Annotated in this window: 18 protein-coding genes; 4 read left to right on the forward strand and 14 right to left on the reverse strand. The window is 31.0% G+C overall.

Annotation, left to right across the window (positions count from 1 at the left end):
• The first annotated feature begins 27 nt into the window (after positions 1–27).
• Complete coding sequence (locus tag VJY32_RS01635) at positions 28–2,511, forward strand: methyl-accepting chemotaxis protein (protein WP_353676131.1); 2,484 nt, start codon at positions 28–30, stop codon at positions 2,509–2,511.
• On the opposite strand, the gene VJY32_RS01640 is transcribed toward VJY32_RS01635, so the two are convergent.
• From VJY32_RS01640 to VJY32_RS01690, 11 genes are all read right to left on the reverse strand, one after another.
• Positions 2,508–2,924, reverse strand: coding sequence for a F0F1 ATP synthase subunit epsilon (locus tag VJY32_RS01640; RefSeq protein ID WP_353676132.1), 417 nt, complete (start codon positions 2,922–2,924; stop codon positions 2,508–2,510). The two genes, VJY32_RS01635 and VJY32_RS01640, sit on opposite strands and share 4 nt — an antisense overlap.
• The gene (gene atpD / locus VJY32_RS01645) at positions 2,921–4,333 is read right to left on the reverse strand and encodes a F0F1 ATP synthase subunit beta (protein ID WP_353676133.1); all 1,413 of its coding nucleotides are present in this window, start codon (positions 4,331–4,333) and stop codon (positions 2,921–2,923) included. Before atpD ends, VJY32_RS01640 begins: the two co-directional genes overlap by 4 nt.
• 116 nt (positions 4,334–4,449) lie before the next feature.
• The gene (locus VJY32_RS01650; protein WP_353676134.1) at positions 4,450–5,001 is read right to left on the reverse strand and encodes a 2-oxoacid:ferredoxin oxidoreductase subunit gamma family protein; all 552 of its coding nucleotides are present in this window, start codon (positions 4,999–5,001) and stop codon (positions 4,450–4,452) included.
• A gap of 10 nt (positions 5,002–5,011) precedes the next feature.
• Complete coding sequence (locus VJY32_RS01655; protein ID WP_353676135.1) at positions 5,012–5,839, reverse strand: thiamine pyrophosphate-dependent enzyme; 828 nt, start codon at positions 5,837–5,839, stop codon at positions 5,012–5,014.
• Positions 5,836–6,909 carry a 3-methyl-2-oxobutanoate dehydrogenase subunit VorB gene (locus VJY32_RS01660; protein WP_353676136.1) on the reverse strand — a complete coding sequence of 358 codons (1,074 nt, stop codon included), beginning with the start codon at positions 6,907–6,909 and terminating at the stop codon, positions 5,836–5,838. Before VJY32_RS01660 ends, VJY32_RS01655 begins: the two co-directional genes overlap by 4 nt.
• Positions 6,906–7,193: a 4Fe-4S dicluster domain-containing protein gene (locus tag VJY32_RS01665; RefSeq protein ID WP_353676137.1), complete on the reverse strand. Its 288-nt coding sequence runs from the start codon at positions 7,191–7,193 to the stop codon at positions 6,906–6,908. Before VJY32_RS01665 ends, VJY32_RS01660 begins: the two co-directional genes overlap by 4 nt.
• A 317-nt stretch (positions 7,194–7,510) precedes the next feature.
• On the reverse strand, positions 7,511–8,410 hold the full coding sequence (gene lipA / locus VJY32_RS01670; RefSeq protein WP_353676138.1) for a lipoyl synthase: 900 nt from the start codon (positions 8,408–8,410) through the stop codon (positions 7,511–7,513).
• A gap of 187 nt (positions 8,411–8,597) precedes the next feature.
• Entirely contained in the window at positions 8,598–10,118 is a 1,521-nt protein-coding gene (locus VJY32_RS01675; RefSeq protein ID WP_353676139.1) for a 2-oxo acid dehydrogenase subunit E2, read from the reverse strand.
• 31 nt (positions 10,119–10,149) lie between these two features.
• Positions 10,150–12,225, reverse strand: coding sequence for an alpha-ketoacid dehydrogenase subunit alpha/beta (locus VJY32_RS01680; RefSeq protein WP_353676140.1), 2,076 nt, complete (start codon positions 12,223–12,225; stop codon positions 10,150–10,152).
• Between the two features lie 49 nt (positions 12,226–12,274).
• A complete protein-coding gene (gene lipB, locus VJY32_RS01685) occupies positions 12,275–12,982 on the reverse strand; it encodes a lipoyl(octanoyl) transferase LipB (protein WP_353676141.1) in 708 nt (235 codons plus the stop codon).
• A gap of 191 nt (positions 12,983–13,173) precedes the next feature.
• On the reverse strand, positions 13,174–14,793 hold the full coding sequence (locus VJY32_RS01690) for a sensor histidine kinase (protein WP_353676142.1): 1,620 nt from the start codon (positions 14,791–14,793) through the stop codon (positions 13,174–13,176).
• 115 nt (positions 14,794–14,908) lie between these two features.
• Between VJY32_RS01690 and glmM the strand changes: the two genes are divergently transcribed.
• Together glmM and rbp are read left to right on the forward strand one after the other, a co-directional pair.
• Positions 14,909–16,258, forward strand: coding sequence for a phosphoglucosamine mutase (gene glmM / locus VJY32_RS01695; RefSeq protein ID WP_353676143.1), 1,350 nt, complete (start codon positions 14,909–14,911; stop codon positions 16,256–16,258).
• Between the two features lie 179 nt (positions 16,259–16,437).
• Positions 16,438–16,707, forward strand: a complete 270-nt coding sequence (rbp, locus tag VJY32_RS01700) for an RNA-binding regulator (RefSeq protein ID WP_353676144.1) — start codon at positions 16,438–16,440, stop codon at positions 16,705–16,707.
• A 106-nt stretch (positions 16,708–16,813) separates the two neighbouring features.
• Here the strand turns inward: rbp and VJY32_RS01705 are convergent, their stop codons facing one another.
• Both VJY32_RS01705 and VJY32_RS01710 read right to left on the reverse strand, forming a co-directional pair.
• Positions 16,814–17,980: a DegT/DnrJ/EryC1/StrS family aminotransferase gene (locus VJY32_RS01705; protein ID WP_353676145.1), complete on the reverse strand. Its 1,167-nt coding sequence runs from the start codon at positions 17,978–17,980 to the stop codon at positions 16,814–16,816.
• On the reverse strand, positions 17,977–18,558 hold the full coding sequence (locus tag VJY32_RS01710) for an acyltransferase (RefSeq protein WP_353676146.1): 582 nt from the start codon (positions 18,556–18,558) through the stop codon (positions 17,977–17,979). The genes VJY32_RS01705 and VJY32_RS01710 overlap by 4 nt, the downstream gene beginning before the upstream one ends.
• Positions 18,559–18,751: 193 nt before the next feature.
• Between VJY32_RS01710 and VJY32_RS01715 the strand changes: the two genes are divergently transcribed.
• Positions 18,752–20,071 (forward strand): MFS transporter, encoded by a 1,320-nt coding sequence (locus tag VJY32_RS01715; protein WP_353676147.1) that lies wholly within the window; start codon positions 18,752–18,754, stop codon positions 20,069–20,071.
• Between the two features lie 56 nt (positions 20,072–20,127).
• Here VJY32_RS01715 and VJY32_RS01720 read toward each other — a convergent pair whose 3' ends face one another.
• Positions 20,128–20,631: a methylated-DNA--[protein]-cysteine S-methyltransferase gene (locus tag VJY32_RS01720; protein WP_353676148.1), complete on the reverse strand. Its 504-nt coding sequence runs from the start codon at positions 20,629–20,631 to the stop codon at positions 20,128–20,130.
• Positions 20,632–20,653: the final 22 nt, after the last annotated feature.

Here is a 20,653-nt window from a genome sequence, read left to right on the forward strand (position 1 = left end):
TCTCATAAAAGTCCTGGGACAGAGTGTATGAAAACAAAAATATTAAAAATCATCTCCTCTAGTTTTCCTTTATTAATTTTTATTACACTGTTAATTCTTTTTATTAATCTTCATGAATTTGAAGAAACTTTTAATTTTAACAACAAAACAATTTTCTTGAGCGCATTATTTGCTTTAGTAATTAGTTTCTTGTTTGTTATATACTATTACTTTGGCGTGGAAAATTCATTAAGAAAAATAAAATCATATATTAAGAAAATAGCTGAAAATGATACGATTTCCATATCAACTGCATTAACAGAATTGTCACACGGAAATTTGACAGTTGCAATAAAATTTAATTCTAACCACATCAATCATAATTTTGGTGTGATGAAAGATATTGTAGAAGATTTAAATTCCATCGTATCTAACTTAAGTGAAGCAAGCAAAGAATTCAATACTGCAACAGATGTTCCATGCAAAAGATTGTTTTATGTAGGAGCCGATTCATATCTCGAAGGAAGAAAATGTGCAGAAGCAATGATTGAAGGATTAAAAGGGAAAGGAAAAGTAGCAATTATACTCGAAAGATTTGGTGTAATCGGACAGGAACTAAGAAGAAAAGGTTTTCAAAACTATTTAAAAGAAAATTGTCCTAAGATTACCGTTGTAGATGTTGTTGAATGCTACAATAACCATGATTTATATTTAGAAAAAACTAAATTTCTACTCAATAAGCACCCCGATTTATCAGGAATTTATATTACACATGATGGTGGAAGTTATGAAAAAACAATAAATGAGCTACAATTAAAAAATAAATTGAAAGTTGTATGCCATGATATGAGCAACAGAACAATGAAACATATTGTTAGTGGCGATATTTATGCTACTTTATCTCAAGATGAATTCGCTCAGGGATATAATCCTGTAATTCATTTATTCAATCATGTTGCTGCAAATTGGGAGCCTCCCAATCCTCGATTGCTAACCGAACTTAAATTAATTACAAAAGAAAATTATCATAAATATTGGCATCCCGAAAAAGGAATTATCGAGAATGAAGAAACAATTTCAAAAAGGCCAAAACCAATAAAGGAATCAAGCAGATTAATAAAAATTGCAGTTCTTGGAAGAGAGGGTTCAGATTTCTGGGTATCATTTAAAAAAGGTGTAGATAAAGCAGCTAATATTTTAAGAAATTATAATGCTCAAGTTGATTGGATTATTCCTGAGGGTTCTCACACTGGAAAAAATTTTAATGTAAGTGCAGAAATTTATGGAGCTGCTATTGAAAAATGTATAGAGAAAAAATACGATGCAATTTGCACAGGAATATATGATAAAAATTTAGTTGCTTACATTAATAAAGCTGTAGATAAAGGAATTCCTGTTGCAACATTTAACAGCGAACCAATGAGTTTACGCGGATTATTGAAAACTTTATCGGAAAGAACAATTAAATTATCTGAGTACAGCAACAATTTATCCAGAGTTGCAAAAGATACAATTGAAATTACAAATAACAATGCTGCATCAATTCAAAATATGGTAAGAAGTTTTACTGAAGAAGCAACATCTGTAAACACAGCAAATTCAAACATAGAACAAATTTCAGCTGCAATAAATAATATTGCAAAAGATTCTCATGAACAATTGCTTGCATCCGAACAAGTATCATCTGCTGTAACTGAGATTGCAAAAGCAGTAGATGTTGCAAATAATATTGTCTCATCAATAGTAAAATCTTCAGAAGAATCAATAAAAGCAGCAAAACAAGGCGAAAATTCCGTAATGAAAACTGTAGAACAGATGAAGGTTATAGAAGATACTATAAATAATTTTGCCTTGAAAATAGAAGAAATGTTAAAACAGTCAAGACAAATTGAAGAGATAATTCAAACAATAGAAACAATAGCAGACCAAACAAATTTATTGGCATTAAATGCAGCAATTGAAGCAGCAAGAGCTGGAGAACATGGACGTGGTTTTGCAGTTGTAGCTGATGAAGTTAGAATCTTAGCAGAAAAATCTGCTGAGGCTACAAAACAAACTTCAAACATAATTTCGAAAGTACAGCAGAATATTTCCAGTGCAAATGATTCTATCAAAACAATTGTGGAAAAAGTAAATTTTGGAACTGATTTGGCAAATGAATCAGGAAAGGTTATTGAGAAGCTATTGAATTCTTACTTTAATATGAACAAACAAATTGAAAATATGGTTAATGCAAATAACACAATATCTGGAATAATGAAAAGCTTGTTAGAATCAACAGAAAAAATTTCAACTGTTATACAACAAAATATGAGTGCAACTGAAGAAATCAGTCATAGTGTTAAACATACTGTAGAAATGATTAATAATATTTCAATAATTAGTGAATTTAACACAAGCATGATAAACGAAATTTCTGAAAAAACTGTCAATGCTAAAAACGAAGCAGAAGAACTTGGAAAAGTAGCTTCAAATTTATTAGAAATGGCTAACGAACTTCAGGCAGCAACAGCACAATTTAAAATCGATTAATTTTGGTCTGCTCCAGCAAATTTTAATCTATTAACAGCTCTTTGATATGAAGCTTCTGCTCTTGCAATATCAATTTTTTCTTTTCTTGTACTTGATAATCTTTCTTTTGCGCGTTCTAAAGATTTTCTTGCTCTTTCAACATCTATTTCCTCTCTTCTTTCAACACTATCAGCAAGAATCAAAATTTTATTTTTAAGTACTTCAATGCTGCCGCCGCCTGTCGTAAATTCGGTTATTGTTCCGTTTAATTCTTCTATTCTAATTCTTCCGATTCCAAATGTACTGAGTAATGGAGCATGATTATATAATACCTGAAAACTTCCAAGTGTTCCAGGAACAGTAACAGATTTTACTTTCCCTGAAAATGCAATTTTCGAAGGAGTAATTATTTCTAAATTTAGTTCTTTAATCATTGCATTAATCTTTTTGCTTTTTCAACAGCTTCTTCAATTGTGCCTACATACATAAATGCCTGTTCAGGCAAATCATCATGTTTTCCGTCAAGAATTTCTTTAAATCCTTTGATAGTATCTTCAAGCTTGACATATTTACCGGGTGTACCTGTGAATTGTTCTGCAACATGGAAAGGTTGACTTAAAAATCTTTGAATTCTTCTTGCTCTTCTTACAATAATTTTATCTTCTTCAGAAAGTTCATCCATACCAAGGATATTAATGATATCCTGTAAATCTTTATATGCCTGTAAAATTTCTTTAACCTGTTTTGCAACATTATAATGTTCCCAGCCGACAATATCAGGCTGTAAAATTCTTGAAGTTGAATCGAGTGGGTCAACTGCAGGATAAATTCCGAGTTCTGCAATTTGTCTGCTTAAAACTGTAGTAGCATCAAGGTGTGAAAATGCCGTTGCAGGAGCAGGATCGGTTAAATCATCTGCAGGGACATAAATAGCCTGAACAGAAGTAATTGAACCTTTATCTGTTGATGTAATTCTTTCCTGAAGTTCACCCATTTCTGTTGCAAGGTTCGGCTGATAACCTACAGCTGATGGCATTCTTCCAAGCAGGGCTGATACTTCCGAACCAGCTTGAGTGAAACGGAAAATGTTATCAATAAACAACAAAACATCTCTTCCTTCTTCATCACGGAAATATTCTGCAATTGTTAGCCCTGTTAAACCAACTCTTAAACGAGCACCGGGAGGTTCATTCATCTGTCCAAATACTAATGCTGTTTTGGATAACACTCCAGATTCTTTCATTTCAAGCCAGAGGTCATTACCTTCACGAGTTCTTTCTCCTACACCAGCAAATACTGAATAACCACCATGCTGCTTTGCAATATTATGAATTAATTCCTGTATAATAACTGTTTTACCAACACCGGCACCACCAAACAAACCAGTTTTTCCACCTTTTGTATAAGGTTCGAGTAAATCGATTACCTTTATTCCAGTTTCAAACATTTCCTGTTTTGTAGCAAGATTATCAAATTTTGGTGCATGGCGATGAATTGCATAACGTTTCTTTGCTTTTATTTCTCCTAATCCGTCAATGCCTTCACCAATTACATTTATTAATCTTCCAAGTGTTTCAGGACCAACAGGAACAGTAATAGGTTCACCAGTATCATAAGCTTTCATTCCACGAACCAGACCATCTGTAGTATCCATTGCAACTGTTCTAACACGATTTTCTCCTAAGTGTTGTTGAACTTCGACAACTAATTCTTCTTCTTTTCCTTCTAAGTTAACTCTTGGGATTTTTACTGCATTGTAGATTTTGGGTAAGTAGCCGTCTTGAAAGTCAATATCGACGACAGGACCAATTACTTGAACAATTACACCTTCATTTGATGCCATTTTTTCTACCTATTTTAATAAAATTATTGTGCAAAATTATGAAAGATGAAAGTGATTTCCAAAAACATGTTATATAATGAAAAAAATTAGGTATAATTCTATAACGAAAGATATAATCAAGTAGATGGAATTTTTTCTACTAATTGCATTCCCTTTTCAATTGCTTCTTTATTTAATGGAATAAGATGATGGTATCTCTCAGGTAAAACTTTTTTTAATGCTTCGAGAGCAGTATCAAAAGAAAATATTGGTTTCTTTTTTAGATAGGCTCCTAAAATTATCATATTCATTACTCTAGTGTTCTTTAACTTAGCTGCTTCGTTTGCAGCTTCTACTGGAACTATGTCTACATCATTTCTTACAGGAGGATTTAATATTGTGCTCGATTCATAAATTATTAAACCATTAGGTTTAACTGCATTTTGAAATTTATCAAGCGAAGGTTGATTGAGTGCTATTAGCGTATCAAAAGTACTTATAATTGGTGAACTAATTTTAGTATCACTGATAATTGTAATACAATTTGCAGTTCCACCACGCATTTCAGGTCCATATGAAGGCATCCAGCTAACTTCTTTGCCTTCGAGAACTCCACCATAACACAAAATTTGTCCAAGAGACAAAACTCCCTGTCCACCAAAACCAGCAATTATTAATTCTTCTGTCATGACTTTCTCCTTATTCAGATTTAGATAAATCAGGTACTTTCAAATCTCCAAGTGGATAAAATTTGAGCATGTTTTCTTCGAGCCATTTGTTAGATTCTACAGGTGTCATTTTCCAGTTAGATGGGCAATTAGACACTATTTCAACAAAGCTTAAACCTTTTTTATGTTCCTGATATTTAAATCCATTCAGAATAGCTTTTTTGGCTCTTCTAACATTATTTGGAGTATTAACTGCAACACGAGTGCAGTAATAAACACCAGGAAGTTGTGCAACTAATTCTGTAATCTTTAATGGATTACCCATAACAGAAACATCTCTTCCGAAAGGAGTAGTTGTAGATTTCATACCAATTAGAGTTGTTGGAGCCATCTGGCCTCCGGTCATTCCATAAATTCCATTATTTATAAAAATTATCAAAATATTTTCGCCACGATTGCAAGTATGAATAGTTTCACCTGTTCCAATAGCTGCTAAATCTCCATCTCCTTGATATGAAAAAACATATTTATCAGGCAGCATTCTTTTAATTCCAGTTGCAACTGCTGTTGCTCTTCCATGTGCTGCTTCTGTCATGTCAATATCGAGATAATTATAAGCAAATACTGCACAACCTACTGGAGCTACCCCAATTGTTTTATCCTGAATTCCAAGTTCATCAATTACTTCTGCAATTAAGCGATGTGCAACTCCATGTCCACATCCAGGACAATAATGCATGGGAATATCTAAAAGTGTCTTTGGTTTTTCATAAACAAGATTTTCATTAACACAAATATTTTCTTCTTCTATGATTTGTTCAAAATGTTTTTCTTCATCAGCTGAAGTTTGATTGTTCATACTTTTTCTCCTATAAATATTTCTTCAATTTTTTGAAGAATTTCATCTGGAGATGGAACAATTCCTCCCATTCTTCCATGAAATTCAACTGAGGTTTTTCCATTAATTGCAAGACGAACATCTTCAAGCATTTGACCCGCATTCATTTCTACTACTAAGAAATTTTTAACCTTATTTGCAAGATTATTTAATTGTTGATATGGAAATGGAAATAAAGTGATTGGTCTAAATACGCCAACTTTTATGCCTTTCTGACGAGCAAGTTCAGCAGTTTTAGTACATATTCTTGCAACTAAGCCAAAAGCAACAAGTACTATATCTGCATCTTCACAATTAATTATTTCAAATCTGACTTCGTTTTTTTCTATTTCTTTATACTTTCTCTGCAAACCCAAATTAATTTGTTCCATTTTATCTGGTTCAATGTGAAGAGATGTAATAACATTTCTTTCCCTATCTTTTGGTTTACCTACAGTTGCCCATGGTTCGGTATTAGTTTTTCGAGGAATTGGTTCAAACAATTTTACTTTTTCCATCATCTGTCCTAATGCACCGTCTGCAAGAATCATTACTGGATTTCGATATTTAAAAGCTAAATCAAAACTAAGAGGGACAAAGTCAACCATTTCCTGAACAGACGAGGGAGCAAGAACAATTAATTTATAATCCCCATGTCCACCACCTTTAACAGCTTGAAAGTAATCGCCTTGAGAAGGTTGAATGGTTCCAAGTCCAGGACCGCCTCTCATAACATTTACAATTAAACATGGAAGTTCTGCACATGCTATATAGGAAATTCCTTCCTGCATTAAACTTATTCCGGGAGAAGAAGACGAAGTCATAACTTTTTTTCCTGTACATGCAGCTCCATAAACCATATTTATTGCAGCCAGTTCACTTTCTGCTTGAAGAACAACCATCCCAGTTCTTGCGTTAGCTTCGCTTGTTAAATATTCAAGTATTTCTGATTGAGGTGTAATTGGATAACCAAAGTATCCATCACATCCTGCACGAATAGCTGCTTCGGCAAGTGCTTCATTACCTTTCATTAGTAATAATTCTGTTTTCATTGTCTCACCGTAACTGTGATATCATTTTTAACATTTGAAATGGTTGCAATTGGTTCTTTCTTTTTATCTGTCTTTCTATAGACTTTAATAATTCCCTCAGGACATACAAGTGCACAATTTACACAACCAGTACAATTATCTTTTATCTTAACAATGTAATGATAACCTTTAGAGTTAATTTTTCTTGAAAGTTCAAGGGTTTTTTGAGGGCATGCCGAAGCACAAAGTTCGCAACCCTTGCATTTTTCGATATCAATTATGATATCTCCTTTTACTTTTGCCATATAAACCTCAAATTATTTAAAATAAAAAAAGGTTATAGTTTTACTATAACCTTTTTCTCAGTTGATAAAAATTTAATAGTAGTATTTCTACAAGAATAAATTTCATTCTAAAACCGTAAAAAGAGCTTAACAATATAAAACTTATATGCCAGCAGTTATTAACAATTAATCTTTTTTTCCAATGGAAAAATAATAATTATTATTCAAAAACAAAGGGGGAATGTTTTATTAAAATTCTGCTAATTAAAATCGGTATTTGAATTTATCACAAATGAGAAATGATTAACTCTTTTTAAGAAAAGTAAAAACTCGATTGATTACAAAATTGCATGTTTATCTGCATGATAAGAGCTCCTTACAAGCGGCGAAGATTCAACTGCCTTGAAACCTAATTTTAATCCATATTCTTTGTAAAATTTAAACTCATCAAGTGTTACATAACGATGAACCGGGAGATGATTTTTTGTGGGTTGAAGATATTGTCCTATTGTCATAATATCACAACCGCTGTTATATAAATCATTGATAAGTTCTATTACTTCTTCTTTAGTTTCTCCAATTCCTACCATGATTCCGCTTTTTGTTCTAAGACCTCGTTCTTTAAACCATTTTATAACATTTAAACTTCTTTCATATTTTGCTTGAGGTCTAACTGCATGATATAATCTTTTCACAGTTTCAAGATTATGATTAAGAATATCTGGTTTATTCTTCATGATAATTTCGAATGCATGTTCTTCTCCTTTAAAATCCGGAATTAAAATTTCTATTGTTGTATCAGGCATTTTCTCGCGTATTAGTCTCACAGTTTCAGAAAAAATTGATGCTCCCCCATCTTTTAGTTCATCTCTATTGACTGAAGTAATAACCACATGATTTAATTTAAGAGCTTCAACTGATTCTGCAACTCTTCTCGGTTCATCTAAATCGAGTTCATTTGGAATTCCCAATTTCACATTACAAAATCCACAACTTCTTGTGCAAGTATCCCCTAAAATCATAAAAGTTGCAGTTCTTCTGTTCCAGCATTCTGCAATGTTTGGGCATTTTGCTTCTTCACACACAGTATTCAATTTTGATTTTCGCATTAATTCATAAACATCTTTATAATTTTTTCCACTTGGTAAACGAACCTTAAGCCATTCGGGTCTTTTTCCTGGATTAACTTTTTTTTCTATTTCTTCCTTAAATGCTAATTGATGTTGATTGATTTTCATATTCTCTCCCATTTAAACTTCAAAAGCTAATTTCAACTTGCATTTTAACTGTGCAGTCTGTTTTCATTATGTGCTTCAGTAATTTTTCTTATTATGTTTAATAAAAAATAAATGAATTATAGGATATTTTTTCGTTCCTTGTTAATCTTTGTTGCAGATTGAGCTAAAATAATAATCTCATTTTTTCTCATAAATAATTTTCATCAAAATTTTCCAGAAGTTCTTTTATTGACTTTAGAAATTTACCACCAAGCATCCCATCAATCAAACGATGATCGTGACTTAATGACAAATACATCATAGCTCTTACTGCGATGCTCTCGATGCCTTCATTATCAATTACAACTGGCTTCTTGATAACACTTCCTACACCAAGTATTCCTACTTCTGGTTGATTAATTATTGGAGTTCCTATTAATGTACCGAACACTCCATAATTTGTAATAGTAAAAGTTCCATCGGTAACATCATCATAAGATAATTTTTTTGTTTTTGCTTTTTGACTTAAATTTGCAATTGCTTTAGCAAAACCAATTATATTCAATCCATCAGCATTTTTAATATTTGGAACTATCAAGCCATTTGGTTCGAGTGCAATTGCAATTCCAAGATTAATATATTTTTTCATAATTATTTTTTCTTCTTCAATAACTGCGTTCATTAGTGGAAATTCTTTCAAAGCTTTTATAGCAGCATAAGCAATAAAAGGGAGATAAGTAAGTTTAACTCCTTCTTTTGCATATTGCTCTTTTTTATTATTAATAAAATTATAGATTCTCGTTACATCAACTTCAGTAATTGATGTAACATGAACAGCAGTATCCCGGCTTTTAACCATATTTTGCATTATTTTTTGTCGGACATGGTCAATTGGAATAACTTCTATTCTTTCGCCTGTTTTTATTTTATTTTCTGCTTCTTTGTTTGACATATATTGTGAAATTATTTCTCCGGATTTTTTCTTTTCAAGATAATCAATAATATCTTTTTTAGTGACTCTTCCTTTAATTCCTGTTCCTTCAATTTTATCTAATTCTTCAATTGATAGTTCTTCCTGTCGCGCAATATTTAAAACAGCTGGTGAATAAAATCTTTTTGATTTTGATTCGACTTTAATTTCTCCTGAAGACTGTGATTCGATTTCATTCTTTTGTTTTTGTTCTGAAAAACCTTGAATAATTATTTCTTCGTCAGAAAGAATTCTTGCTATTACTGTATCAACTTCTACAGTTTCATTTTCATTATAAAGTATTTCTTTAACTACTCCATCAACAGGGGAAGGGATTTCGGTGTCAACTTTATCAGTTGATATTTCAAGAATAATCTCATCGCGTTTTACATGTTCACCAACTTTTTTATGCCATTTTATTATTGTTCCCGATGTAATTGATTCACCCATTTTAGGCATTACAATATCAATTATTTTTTTCTCTTTTTGTTCAAAAGTATTAAAATCTGCTTCATTTTCATCATGTGTTTCAATAACTGCAACCACAGTCCCAACCTTAGCAGTTTCATTTTCATTAACTCGAATTTCAGTCAAAATTCCATCGTATGGAGAAGGAATCTCTGTATCAACTTTGTCAGTAGTAATTTCATAAATAATTTCATCTTTCTTAATTATATCGCCAATTTTTTTATGCCATTTAATAATTTTTCCTTCAGTTATTGATTCTCCCATTTGAGGCATAATTATTTCTGCTTTCATTCATTCTCCATTAATATTAGATGAAATTTGATTAATAAGTTAATAATTCTTTAAGACCTTCGTAAATTTTATTTTTATCAGGAAGGATAAATTTTTCAAGAATAGATGAATATGGAATTGGAGTATCTTTTGCTGCAATTCTTTTTACAGGACCATCAAGGTATTCGAAACAATTTTCTGCTATTTGTGCAGAAATCTCAGCGCCAAAACCAGCTGTTAATGTATCTTCGTGAACTACAGCAACTTTGCCTGTCTTTTTAACAGAGTTAAATATTGTTTCAATATCTAAAGGTGAAATTGTTCTTATATCAATAATTTCAACTGAATAACCTTCCATTTCTAATGTTTTAGCTGCAAGGTTTGCTTCGTGAACCATAGCGCCATAAGTTACCACAGTCAAATCATAACCTTTTTTAATAATGTTTGCTTTCCCAAATGGCAGAAGATAATTTGAATCAGGTTCTAAAGAAGCAGCATAACTTTGCCTATATAAGCCTTTGTGCTCAAGGAATAAAACAGGGTCATTTAATCTCAGAGCAGTTTTTAATAATCCCTTAGCATCTGCAGCATTAGAAGGATATGCTATTAACAATCCGGGCATATGAGCAAAAAAACTTTCGATGTTTTGACTATGATAAATTCCACCATGAATATATCCTCCAACTGCAACACGAATCACAACTGGAGTTTGAAATAAATTATTTGAGCGGTAACGATACATAACCAGTTCATCTCTAATTTGCATAAATGCAGGCCAAATGTAATCACCAAATTGAATTTCTACACAAGGTTTTATTCCTGTTAATGACATCCCAATAGCTACTCCCACAATACTTGCTTCAGCTAAGGGAGAATTAAAAACTCTTTCATTACCGTATTTGGTAGAAAGTCCTTTTGTTGCAGTAAAAACCCCGCCTTTTGGATCAGCAACATCTTCACCAAAAAGAAAAATTTTATCATTCAATTCCATTTCTTCTGCAAGTGCATGATTAATTGCATCAACCATAACAATATTTTTAGAAGAACTTTCGGACTTTTCATAAATAAGTTCATTATGTTTATTTGATTCATCCAGCACAAATTTAATAGCAGAATTTGGTTCCGGGTCAGGTTGTTTTATTGCCCAATCAGCAGCTCGATTAACTTCTTCATGGATTTCTTTTTTCAGGTTCTCCAAAACTTCTTCTGAAATTATTTCCTTCTGAAGTAATAGGTTTGATAAAATATTGATAGGGTCTTTCTTCGATTCTTCATCAAGAATTTGAATTGGTCTATATTTTTTCTGGTCATCTGAGGATGAATGAGAAAATAATCTTACAACATGAGCTTCAACTAAAACAGGACCATGCCCTCTACGGACATAATCGAAGGCTTCTTGTGCAGCAATATAAGATTGAATATAATCTGTCCCATCAACTTCAATGCGGTAAAGATTTTCGTATCCTTTCATCATTTCATAAATTGAACCATTTTTGCCTGCTGATTGATTTTCAACAGGGACAGATATAGCCCATTTGTTATTTTCTATTAAAAAAATTACTGGAAGTAATTGGCGGCTTGCCCAGTTAACAGCTTCATGAAATTCACCTTCACTTGTTGCCCCTTCTCCGCTGCTTACATAGACAACACCATCTTTGTTAAGTTTTTTCAACCCCAAAGCAGTTCCCACTGCTTGAAGATATTGTGTGCCAGTAGGACTTGATTGAGATGGAATGTTTAGTTTTTTAGAAGCCCAGTGAGAAGGCATTTGCCTGCCACCGCTCATCAAATCATCTGCTTTTGCAAGAAAATTAAGAAAAATTTCTTCAGGTGTTATTCCTAATGAAAGCATAAAAGTTAAATCTCTATAGTATGGATAAGCCCAATCAATTCCTTTATTTATTAATTGGCCAAAAGCTATTTGAACTGCTTCGTGGCCTGCTGCAGCAATATGAAAAAATGCTTTCCCCTGTTTTATAAGTGTCATTTGTTTATTATCAATTTCACGGGATAAAAGCATTAATCGGAAGGCTTCTAAAAGATTTTCTTTTGGAATTTGCTTATCAATTTCATTTGAAATTTCTAAAACATTATTCTTTTCTAAAATTAAATTACTCTTTTTATTCATTTAATTTCCTTCCAATGTGTTTGAGAATTGATTATCGCTGCAAAAAAGTTTATCCAATTTTTTCTTGGGTTAATAAATAAAAATCTTTCTCTCTAACTATCACGTCAGAATATCCAAACACTTTTAAAAATTCATCAAGTAAAATTTTTTTTGCTCCTTCAATATCAATTTCATTATTTAATTCTTTTTGCAATGATGTTACATAATAATCCCTAATTCCACAAGGAATAATTCCGCCAAAATAATTAAGGTCTGTATTAATATTAAATGCAAAACCATGCATAGTAATCCATCGGCTAACTTTTATTCCAATTGCTGCTATTTTTCTATCATTAACCCATACCCCTGTATATTTTAACTTTCTATCAGCCTTTAAACCATAATATGAACATGTATTAATAATAACTTCTTCAAGTGAACGAAGATATTCATGAGTATCTTCTTTCCAATTTGATAATTTAATGATTGGATAACCTACGATTTGTCCAGGTCCATGATAAGTGATATCTCCACCCCTATCAATTTCATAAACTTTAATACCAAGTTCTTTTAATTGTCGATTATTGATTAAAAGATGGTTAGGATTAGCAACTTTCCCTAGTGTGTAAGTGTGATTATGTTCGAGAAGAAAAAGAGTATCTTCTATTTTATTATTTAATCTTTCCTGAAACACCTTGATTTGTAAATCCCATGCTTCTTTGTAATCAATTATTCCAAGATTGCAATATTCAAGAATTCTTTCTTTTTTTTCTTTCATAATAATATTTAATTATTCATAGACACAGTTATTTTAAAAAACCTAAATAAGATTTACAAACTTCATATTTATTATTTTTTTCAATTTTATACTAAAAATAAAATAAATACTCATTTGATAACAAGAAGTTTAGCAGAATTGTTCATTAATTAGAAAAAATTTATTTACTGGAAGATCTGAATTTTGATAAATTATTTTGAAGGATTATAGATTGGTACAGTAAAATAAAACTTGCTTCCTTTGCCCAATTGACTTTCTACCCAGATTTTACCGCCTTGTTTTTCACAAAATTCTTTGCAAAGAATTAGGCCCAGTCCGGTCCCTTTTTCTTTTGATTTGCCAATTTCTTTTACATTAACATCAATTCTAAAGAGTTTTTTTACATCATCTTCGCTCAAGCCAACCCCATTATCTTCAACACAAATCTTAACAAAACCGTCCTCATCATTAGTAATAATTTTTATAATACCATTCTCACCTGTAAACTTTATTGCATTAGTAAGCAAGTTACGAATAACTGTATCAAGTAAATTTTTGTCTGCATAAACCATCAAAGAAGAATTCATGCTTACTGTGATTTTAATGTTTTTCTTTTCTGCTTGAGATTTAACAAGTTCAATGTTTTCTTTTATAACATTTTTAATTGATAATGGTTCAAGATTAATTTGAAGCCTGCCAGATTGAGCTCGTGCCCAGCTTAACAAATTTTCGAGTAACTTTTGTGTGTTATGTGCCGTATTATAAATGGTTTTAATATATTCTTTTTTTTCATCATCGCTCAATTCATTGTAATCTTCAACTAAAATTTCAGAAAATCCGAGCAATGTTATAAATGGATTTTTTAAATCATGTCCAATGATTGAAAACAGTTTATCTTTAGCAGAATTTAATTCTTCCAGCTTTCTTTCTGATTCATAAAGTTGATTGTTCAATTCAACATATTTTGCAGCTTCTTGTTCAATCTGGTCCCGTGAGTATGCAATATCTTGAAGCAATTTTTCTCTTTCGAGTTCTGCTTCAATACGGTCTGTTATGTCCCTTAAAATAAATAGTATTTGAATTGGTTGACCTTCTTCATTACGTATTACATCAGTTTTAGATTCAACATAAAAAAATGAGCCATCGTTTCTGATTAATCTAAATATATATGAATTACAATGTTTTCCTTGTGATAATCCCTGAAGATTCTCAATAAATTTTTCTGAATCATCTTTTAAGACAAAATCACTTAGCTTTTTACCAAATATTTCCTCAATTGAAACATTACCGACCATTTGCATAAATTTATCCGAAGCAAAAGATATTGTCCCATCCAATTCAGTTGTAACTATCCCATCAGGGGAGGTAGAAAGAATTGATTGAGAAAGCAATTCACTTTTAAGCATTTTTTCTTCAGCAAGTTTACTCTCTGAAATATTCTGGGCATAAATTGAAACCCCAATTATATCTTCACCATTTCTCACAGGATTAAAGTAAATTCTATAATAGTCGTTTTCATAATTGTCAAAAGAGTAATCAATAAAAAATTTTTGCCCGTTTAGAGTTTTATTTATGCATTCTTCCCAGAGTTCTTTTTCATTACCATTAATAATTGAAAAAAAATCATCGTTAATTTTTATTTCTTTCGAACATCTTTTTGAAAAGAATATTTTAAAATTTTGGTTAAATAAGATTAATCTAAAGTTTTTATCTACAAACCATATAAAATCATTATTAACCTCCATTAATGAATCAAACAGATTTTTATAATCAAATGTATTAAATCCATTTTGAGTTATTACTTTTGTGTCTGTAAATGTAAAATTATTCATAATGAAACCTGTGTATTTCTACAATTTATTATCGAAAAAATATTATTTTTTTACAATTGAATTTTAACAGCTCAATAGAATTAAGTAAATTTGATTAAACTCAAATGGAAATTTTATGCCAACATTAATGGTAAGTATCTCTGGAATTCGCGGGATAATTGGAGATGGTTTAGACCCGCAGACAGTTGTTAAATATACTTCGGCTTTTGCAGAATTTTGCGGTAAGGGTAAAATTGTTGTTGGTAGCGATGGAAGAATTTCTGGTGAAATGGTTAAAAATATTGTAACTGGAACATTAATTGCTAAAGGCAATGACGTGATTGATATCGGTATATGTCCAACTCCAACAGTTTTATTTAATGTGAGAAAATTAAAAGCGGCAGGAGGAATACAAATTTCTGCAAGTCATAATCCAAATGAATGGAATGCATTGAAATTAATAAATCACAAAGGAGAATTTTTAAGTCCCGAAGAAAATTCAACAATGCTAAGTTTAATTGAAGAATCACAAAAAAAATATTCTACATGGAATAAATTAGGGGAAATAATAAAGTATGAAGCTGGATTAAGAAATCATATTGATGCTGTATTAAAAATGAAATATATAAATTTACTCAGTATTCGTAAAAGAAAATTCAAAGTAGTTTTAGATTGTGTTAATGGAGCTGGTTCTTACTCAATGCCTTTATTACTCAAAAAACTTGGTTGTGAAATTATTGAAATTAATTGTGAAAAAAATGGAATCTTCCCACGCTTACCAGAACCAATTCCCGAAAATTTGAAATCTACAATGAGAGCTGTAAAAAAATATAAAGCTGAACTCGGAATTGTAGTAGACCCTGATGTTGACAGATTAGTTCTCATAACAGAAAAAGGTGAACCATTTAATGAAGAGAATACAATAACTCAAGCTGTAAAATTTTATTTATCTAAAAGGAAAGGAAATGTAGTTGTAAATTTATCAACAACAAGAGCCGTAGACGATATTGTTAAAAGTCATGGTTGTAAAGTTTTTCGTTCTCCAGTTGGCGAAGCAAATGTTGTAAAAAAGATGAAAGAAGTACGAGCCGTAATTGGAGGTGAAGGAAGCGGCGGTGTAATTCTTCCTGAAGTTAATTTTGGAAGAGATGCTCTTGTTGGGACTGTAATTATGCTTCAACATTTGCTTGAATTTGGAGGAACATTAAGTGAACTAAAAAAATCATTACCTCAATATTATATTTCAAAGAGAAAAATAGAACTTACTAATCAAAAAGGAGATGAGGTTATTTCAAAGCTTGCAGAAAAATATTCTTCATTTCAAATTAACAAAGAAGATGGTTTGAGAATTGATTTTGATGACCACTGGGTTCATTTACGTAAATCAAACACTGAACCAATAATAAGATGTATTGTAGAAGCAAAAACAAAAAAGGATGCAGAAAATTTATCAGAAAAATACTTAAATGAGATAAAATCACTATAACAAATTCAAAATTTGTTTTTGCACAAAATTAACATTACTTTTCTAAAGCTTAAAAAATAATCATCGTTAAATTATTCCATATTTTAAGCCTGCACTTTACACTTCTATAGTGTGCTTATACTTTTAGTTACTAGCCATTGTAGATAAGTTTTTCAATAATTACAAAAAGGAGTAAAGCAATGAATATTTATGTTGGAAATCTGTCTTCTGAAGTAACAGATGCTGACCTGGAAACTGTTTTTAGCAATTACGGCAAAGTCAGCAGTGTAAAAATTATTAGAGACATGTTCACTCAAGAATCCAGAGGATTTGGATTTATTGAAATGAACAATAGAAATGAAGCAGAAAAGGCAATAGAACAATTAAATGCCTATGAAATAAAAGGTAAAAAAATTGTTGTAAACGAAGCTCGTCCAAGACGCGATAGAAAAAGTAAAGGACGAAGATAAAATTAACTTAAAGAGGCTGTTTAAAAAATAGTCATTCTGTATACTGGTTTACAAAGACGAAAAAACAAACTTATTAATTACTCAGCCTCTTTTTGATTTTACAGAATCACTTCTCAAAAAAATTTGTAATTATTTCAACCACATATTGAATTTGTTCATTTGAAAGTTCAGGATAAATTGGTAATGCCAAAGATGTTTCGGCTGCTGAATTAGCAACCGGGAAATCATCATCATTATATCCAAGATAATTGAAACATTCCTGACGATGGAATGGAACAGGATAATAAATTTCGCATCCAATTTCGTTACTTTTTAAATAATCCATTAATTCATTTCTTTTTTGAACACGAATAACAAATTGATTATAAATATGATAATTTTTTACGCCAGAATTTTTATAAACCGCTTTTGGAAGCAACACTTTGTTCTTTTCGTCAAATGAAGTTTTTCCCTCTTCTTCAGAAAGTTTCGATTCAATAAATAATTTTGTATACAAATCTGCATTTTGTCTTCGCTTTTCTGACCACGAATCAAGATAAGGCAATTTTACTCTCAAGACAGCAGCCTGAAGAGTATCCAATCGAAAATTTCCTCCAATATATTTGTGATAATATTTCGGTTCCATTCCATGAACACGCATAATCTTCATTTTATGATAATACTCTTCATCATTTGTCACAATAATACCACCATCCCCAAATCCTCCTAAATTTTTGCTCGGGAAAAAAGAGAAGCAACCAGCATCTCCAATTGTGCCAACAAACTTCCCATTTTTATATTGAGTACCAATTGCCTGTGCAGCATCTTCAATAATTTTCAAGCTATTCTTCTTTGCAATTTCTAATATTTCATCCATTTCAGCACTTTGACCAAAAAGATGAACAGGAATTATAACTTTTGTTTTTGATGTAATTTTTCTTTTCAAATCAGCTGACTTAATATTAAATGTGACTGGATCAATATCTACAAAAACAGGAACAGCATTTAATCTTGCAACTACACCGGCAGTTGCAAAAAATGAATATGTAGGAACTATTACTTCATCGCCTGTTTTTATATCAAGAGCCATTAAAGCAAGTAATAAAGCATCCGTTCCAGATGATACTCCTATTGCATATTTACAATTAAGATAACTACAAATTTCTTCTTCTAATTTTGTTATATCAGGACCCATAATAAAATATTGCGATTCTACAACTCTTTGAATTGCATCATCAATTTCCTTTTTGATTGAATGATATTGTGGTTTTAAATCTAACAAGGGAACTTTCATAAATTTACCTCCACTACAATTCCATCTTTAAGTTGATATTTTTTATTTGACTTTTTACAAAAGGCAATTCCATTTGTATCAAATATTAATTTCTCACCGGCTTCACTCATCCAGCCAATTAGCTTTGCCGGGTTACCAACAACAAGACCATAATCCGGCACATCTTTAGTAACGACAGCTCCAGCCCCCACAAAAGCAAATTTTCCTATTGTTACTCCACAAACTATTGTACAATTTGCCCCGAGTGTAGCACCATACTTAACAAGAGTTTTAATATAATATTCACTACCCTTTTGTGGATACAAGCTTCGAGGATTTAAGACATTTGTAAAAACCATTGAGGGTCCACAAAAAACATAATCTTCGAGTGTCACACCTTCATATACAGATACATTGTTTTGTATTTTCACATAATTTCCAATTATTACATTATTCCCGATATTAACATTTTGACCAATTACACAAAATTTCCCTATTCTTGCACCGGATTGTATATGAGAGAAATGCCAGATTTTTGTCCCTTCCCCAATTTCAACATTTTCATCAATATAAGCACTTTCATGTTTGAAGTATTTCATTTCTCTTTTCTTTTTTTATTGATTAAAATTAATTAAGAAACTGACTGTTAAACTTAATTAGACTGTATTGTAATAGCAAATATTAACAAATAAAATTTCTTTCATGTAATTATTGAAATAAAAATTTGTGTAATATTTCTTCAATTTAATATAAATTTGTTTTTATTATTATAGTAATCAAAATGAGGTTTTTATGAACTTATCTTCATCTGTAAAAAAACTCAAAGAAGGTTTTCATACATCATTCTGGGTCGCAAATGGAATGGAATTATTTGAAAGGCTTGCTTATTATGGACAAGCAACAATATTAAGTATTTTTTTAAGAGACCACTTAAAATTCAATGAACTACAAGCTGGACAATTATCATCAATTTTTGGCGGATTAATTTATTTACTTCCAATTTTTGCAGGGGCATTAGCAGATAAGTTTGGATTCAAAAAAGCATTTTCATTTGCTTTTGGTGTTTTAGCAACTGGATATTTTCTGATTGGTTCTACAGGTATGAAAATTTTCTCGGGTCTATATCATAACATAGATTTATACTGGCTTCTTGCAATAATTTTAACATTTACTGCAATTGGAGGTTCATTCATAAAACCAAGTGTGCTGGGAACTGTAGCATTAAGTACACTTAGCGAAACAAAATCTCTTGGTTATGCAATTTATTACTGGCTTGTCAACATTGGAGCCGCAATTGGTCCGCTTCTTGCATTTTTTGTTAGAGATATTTTTGGAATAGAATTCGTCTATTTAATTTCTGCTGTCAGTTGCGGTTTAATGTTTTTAATAACAAGAATTTTTTATAAAAATCCTCCTGCTCAATCGGAAAATTCAAAGCAGGATTTAAAGACAGTAATAATAAACTTATTTAAGGTATTAAGAAATTTTAGGTTTATCACTTTTCTCTTAATATTTGGATTATATTGGGTTTTATTCTGGCAATTCTTCATAATTATTCCTTTTTACATTTCGGATTATATTTCTATTGAAGCTCCAATAGAATTAATCTTATCAACCGGCGCATGGACAATAATATTATTTCAAATTCCAGTTAACAGATTAACAAAAAATATCTCTACTCAAAAAGCAATAATTATTGGTTTCATTCTTGCAACAATAGCATGGTTAATGTGGTTTTTTGTTTTACCATTAACAAATGGAAATTTTATAAATGCATTTGGTACAAAAATTCCAATTGGTATTCCTGTCATTATTCTGGGAATTTTTACTTTTTCAATTGGAGAACAAACTCAAGCACCAAGATTTTATGAATATGTTGCTGATTTAGCACCAAAAGGTCAAGCTGCACTTTTTCAAGGTTATGCATTTTTACCAATTGCAATTGCCTGGGGATTTGGAGGTGCTTTTGGAGGATGGGTATATCAAACTTTTTCTACAGTAAAACATCAACCACAAATAATCTTTTTAATTATGGCAGGAATTGGATTGCTTGCAACAATATTAATGATAATTTATAACAAACTTACACTTAAAACTTCACAAAAAAATTAAAGAATGTTTAACAATAATAATAAAACTTTATTATAGAAGAATATTTTTTTATTAGATTAGAATAAACTCAATTGACGTTCATTACTTACGATTGCTGCTTCGTGGTCTAAAAGCCATTTTTTACGCCAGATCCCTGCAGCATAACCAGTCAAACTTTTATCAGAACCAACTACTCTATGACAGGGAATTATTATTGCAATTTTATTTTCTCCATTTGCACGAGCTACTGCTCTTATCGATTTCTCATTTCCAAGCATTTGAGATAATTCAAGGTAAGATTTTGTTTTTCCATAAGGAATTTTTAATACTTCTTTCCATACTTTCTTTTGAAACTCTGTTCCAGAAGGATTAAGCTTTAAGTCAAATTCTCTCAATTCCCCTTTGAAATATAAATCAAGTTGTTCCAGACATTTTTCTAATGGTTCATTAATCAACATTGGTTCTAATTCAATCCCATCCATTTCAAGAATAAAATAAAGAGTTGTAATTGATTCTTCATCAGCAGTAATTCTAATTTTACCAATAGGAGAATCATAATATGCAATATATTTGTTTGTCATAATGTTCTCTTTGGTAAAATTT

This window comes from Rosettibacter primus (genome assembly GCF_036860675.1).
In the GTDB taxonomy this organism is placed as follows: Bacteria; Bacteroidota; Ignavibacteria; order Ignavibacteriales; family Melioribacteraceae; genus Rosettibacter; species Rosettibacter primus.

Bases quoted from the DNA above. Each gene is read 5' to 3' on its own strand.
- VJY32_RS01635 (WP_353676131.1), top strand. From the start codon at position 28: ATGAAAACAAAAATATTAAAAATCATCTCCTCTAGTTTTCCTTTATTA.
- VJY32_RS01640 (WP_353676132.1), bottom strand. From the start codon at position 2,924: ATGATTAAAGAACTAAATTTAGAAATAATTACTCCTTCGAAAATTGCA.
- atpD (WP_353676133.1), bottom strand. From the start codon at position 4,333: ATGGCATCAAATGAAGGTGTAATTGTTCAAGTAATTGGTCCTGTCGTC.
- VJY32_RS01650 (WP_353676134.1), bottom strand. From the start codon at position 5,001: ATGACAGAAGAATTAATAATTGCTGGTTTTGGTGGACAGGGAGTTTTG.
- VJY32_RS01655 (WP_353676135.1), bottom strand. From the start codon at position 5,839: ATGAACAATCAAACTTCAGCTGATGAAGAAAAACATTTTGAACAAATC.
- VJY32_RS01660 (WP_353676136.1), bottom strand. From the start codon at position 6,909: ATGAAAACAGAATTATTACTAATGAAAGGTAATGAAGCACTTGCCGAA.
- VJY32_RS01665 (WP_353676137.1), bottom strand. From the start codon at position 7,193: ATGGCAAAAGTAAAAGGAGATATCATAATTGATATCGAAAAATGCAAG.
- lipA (WP_353676138.1), bottom strand. From the start codon at position 8,410: ATGAAAATCAATCAACATCAATTAGCATTTAAGGAAGAAATAGAAAAA.
- VJY32_RS01675 (WP_353676139.1), bottom strand. From the start codon at position 10,118: ATGAAAGCAGAAATAATTATGCCTCAAATGGGAGAATCAATAACTGAA.
- VJY32_RS01680 (WP_353676140.1), bottom strand. From the start codon at position 12,225: ATGAATAAAAAGAGTAATTTAATTTTAGAAAAGAATAATGTTTTAGAA.
- lipB (WP_353676141.1), bottom strand. From the start codon at position 12,982: ATGAAAGAAAAAAAAGAAAGAATTCTTGAATATTGCAATCTTGGAATA.
- VJY32_RS01690 (WP_353676142.1), bottom strand. From the start codon at position 14,793: ATGAATAATTTTACATTTACAGACACAAAAGTAATAACTCAAAATGGA.
- glmM (WP_353676143.1), top strand. From the start codon at position 14,909: ATGCCAACATTAATGGTAAGTATCTCTGGAATTCGCGGGATAATTGGA.
- rbp (WP_353676144.1), top strand. From the start codon at position 16,438: ATGAATATTTATGTTGGAAATCTGTCTTCTGAAGTAACAGATGCTGAC.
- VJY32_RS01705 (WP_353676145.1), bottom strand. From the start codon at position 17,980: ATGAAAGTTCCCTTGTTAGATTTAAAACCACAATATCATTCAATCAAA.
- VJY32_RS01710 (WP_353676146.1), bottom strand. From the start codon at position 18,558: ATGAAATACTTCAAACATGAAAGTGCTTATATTGATGAAAATGTTGAA.
- VJY32_RS01715 (WP_353676147.1), top strand. From the start codon at position 18,752: ATGAACTTATCTTCATCTGTAAAAAAACTCAAAGAAGGTTTTCATACA.
- VJY32_RS01720 (WP_353676148.1), bottom strand. From the start codon at position 20,631: ATGACAAACAAATATATTGCATATTATGATTCTCCTATTGGTAAAATT.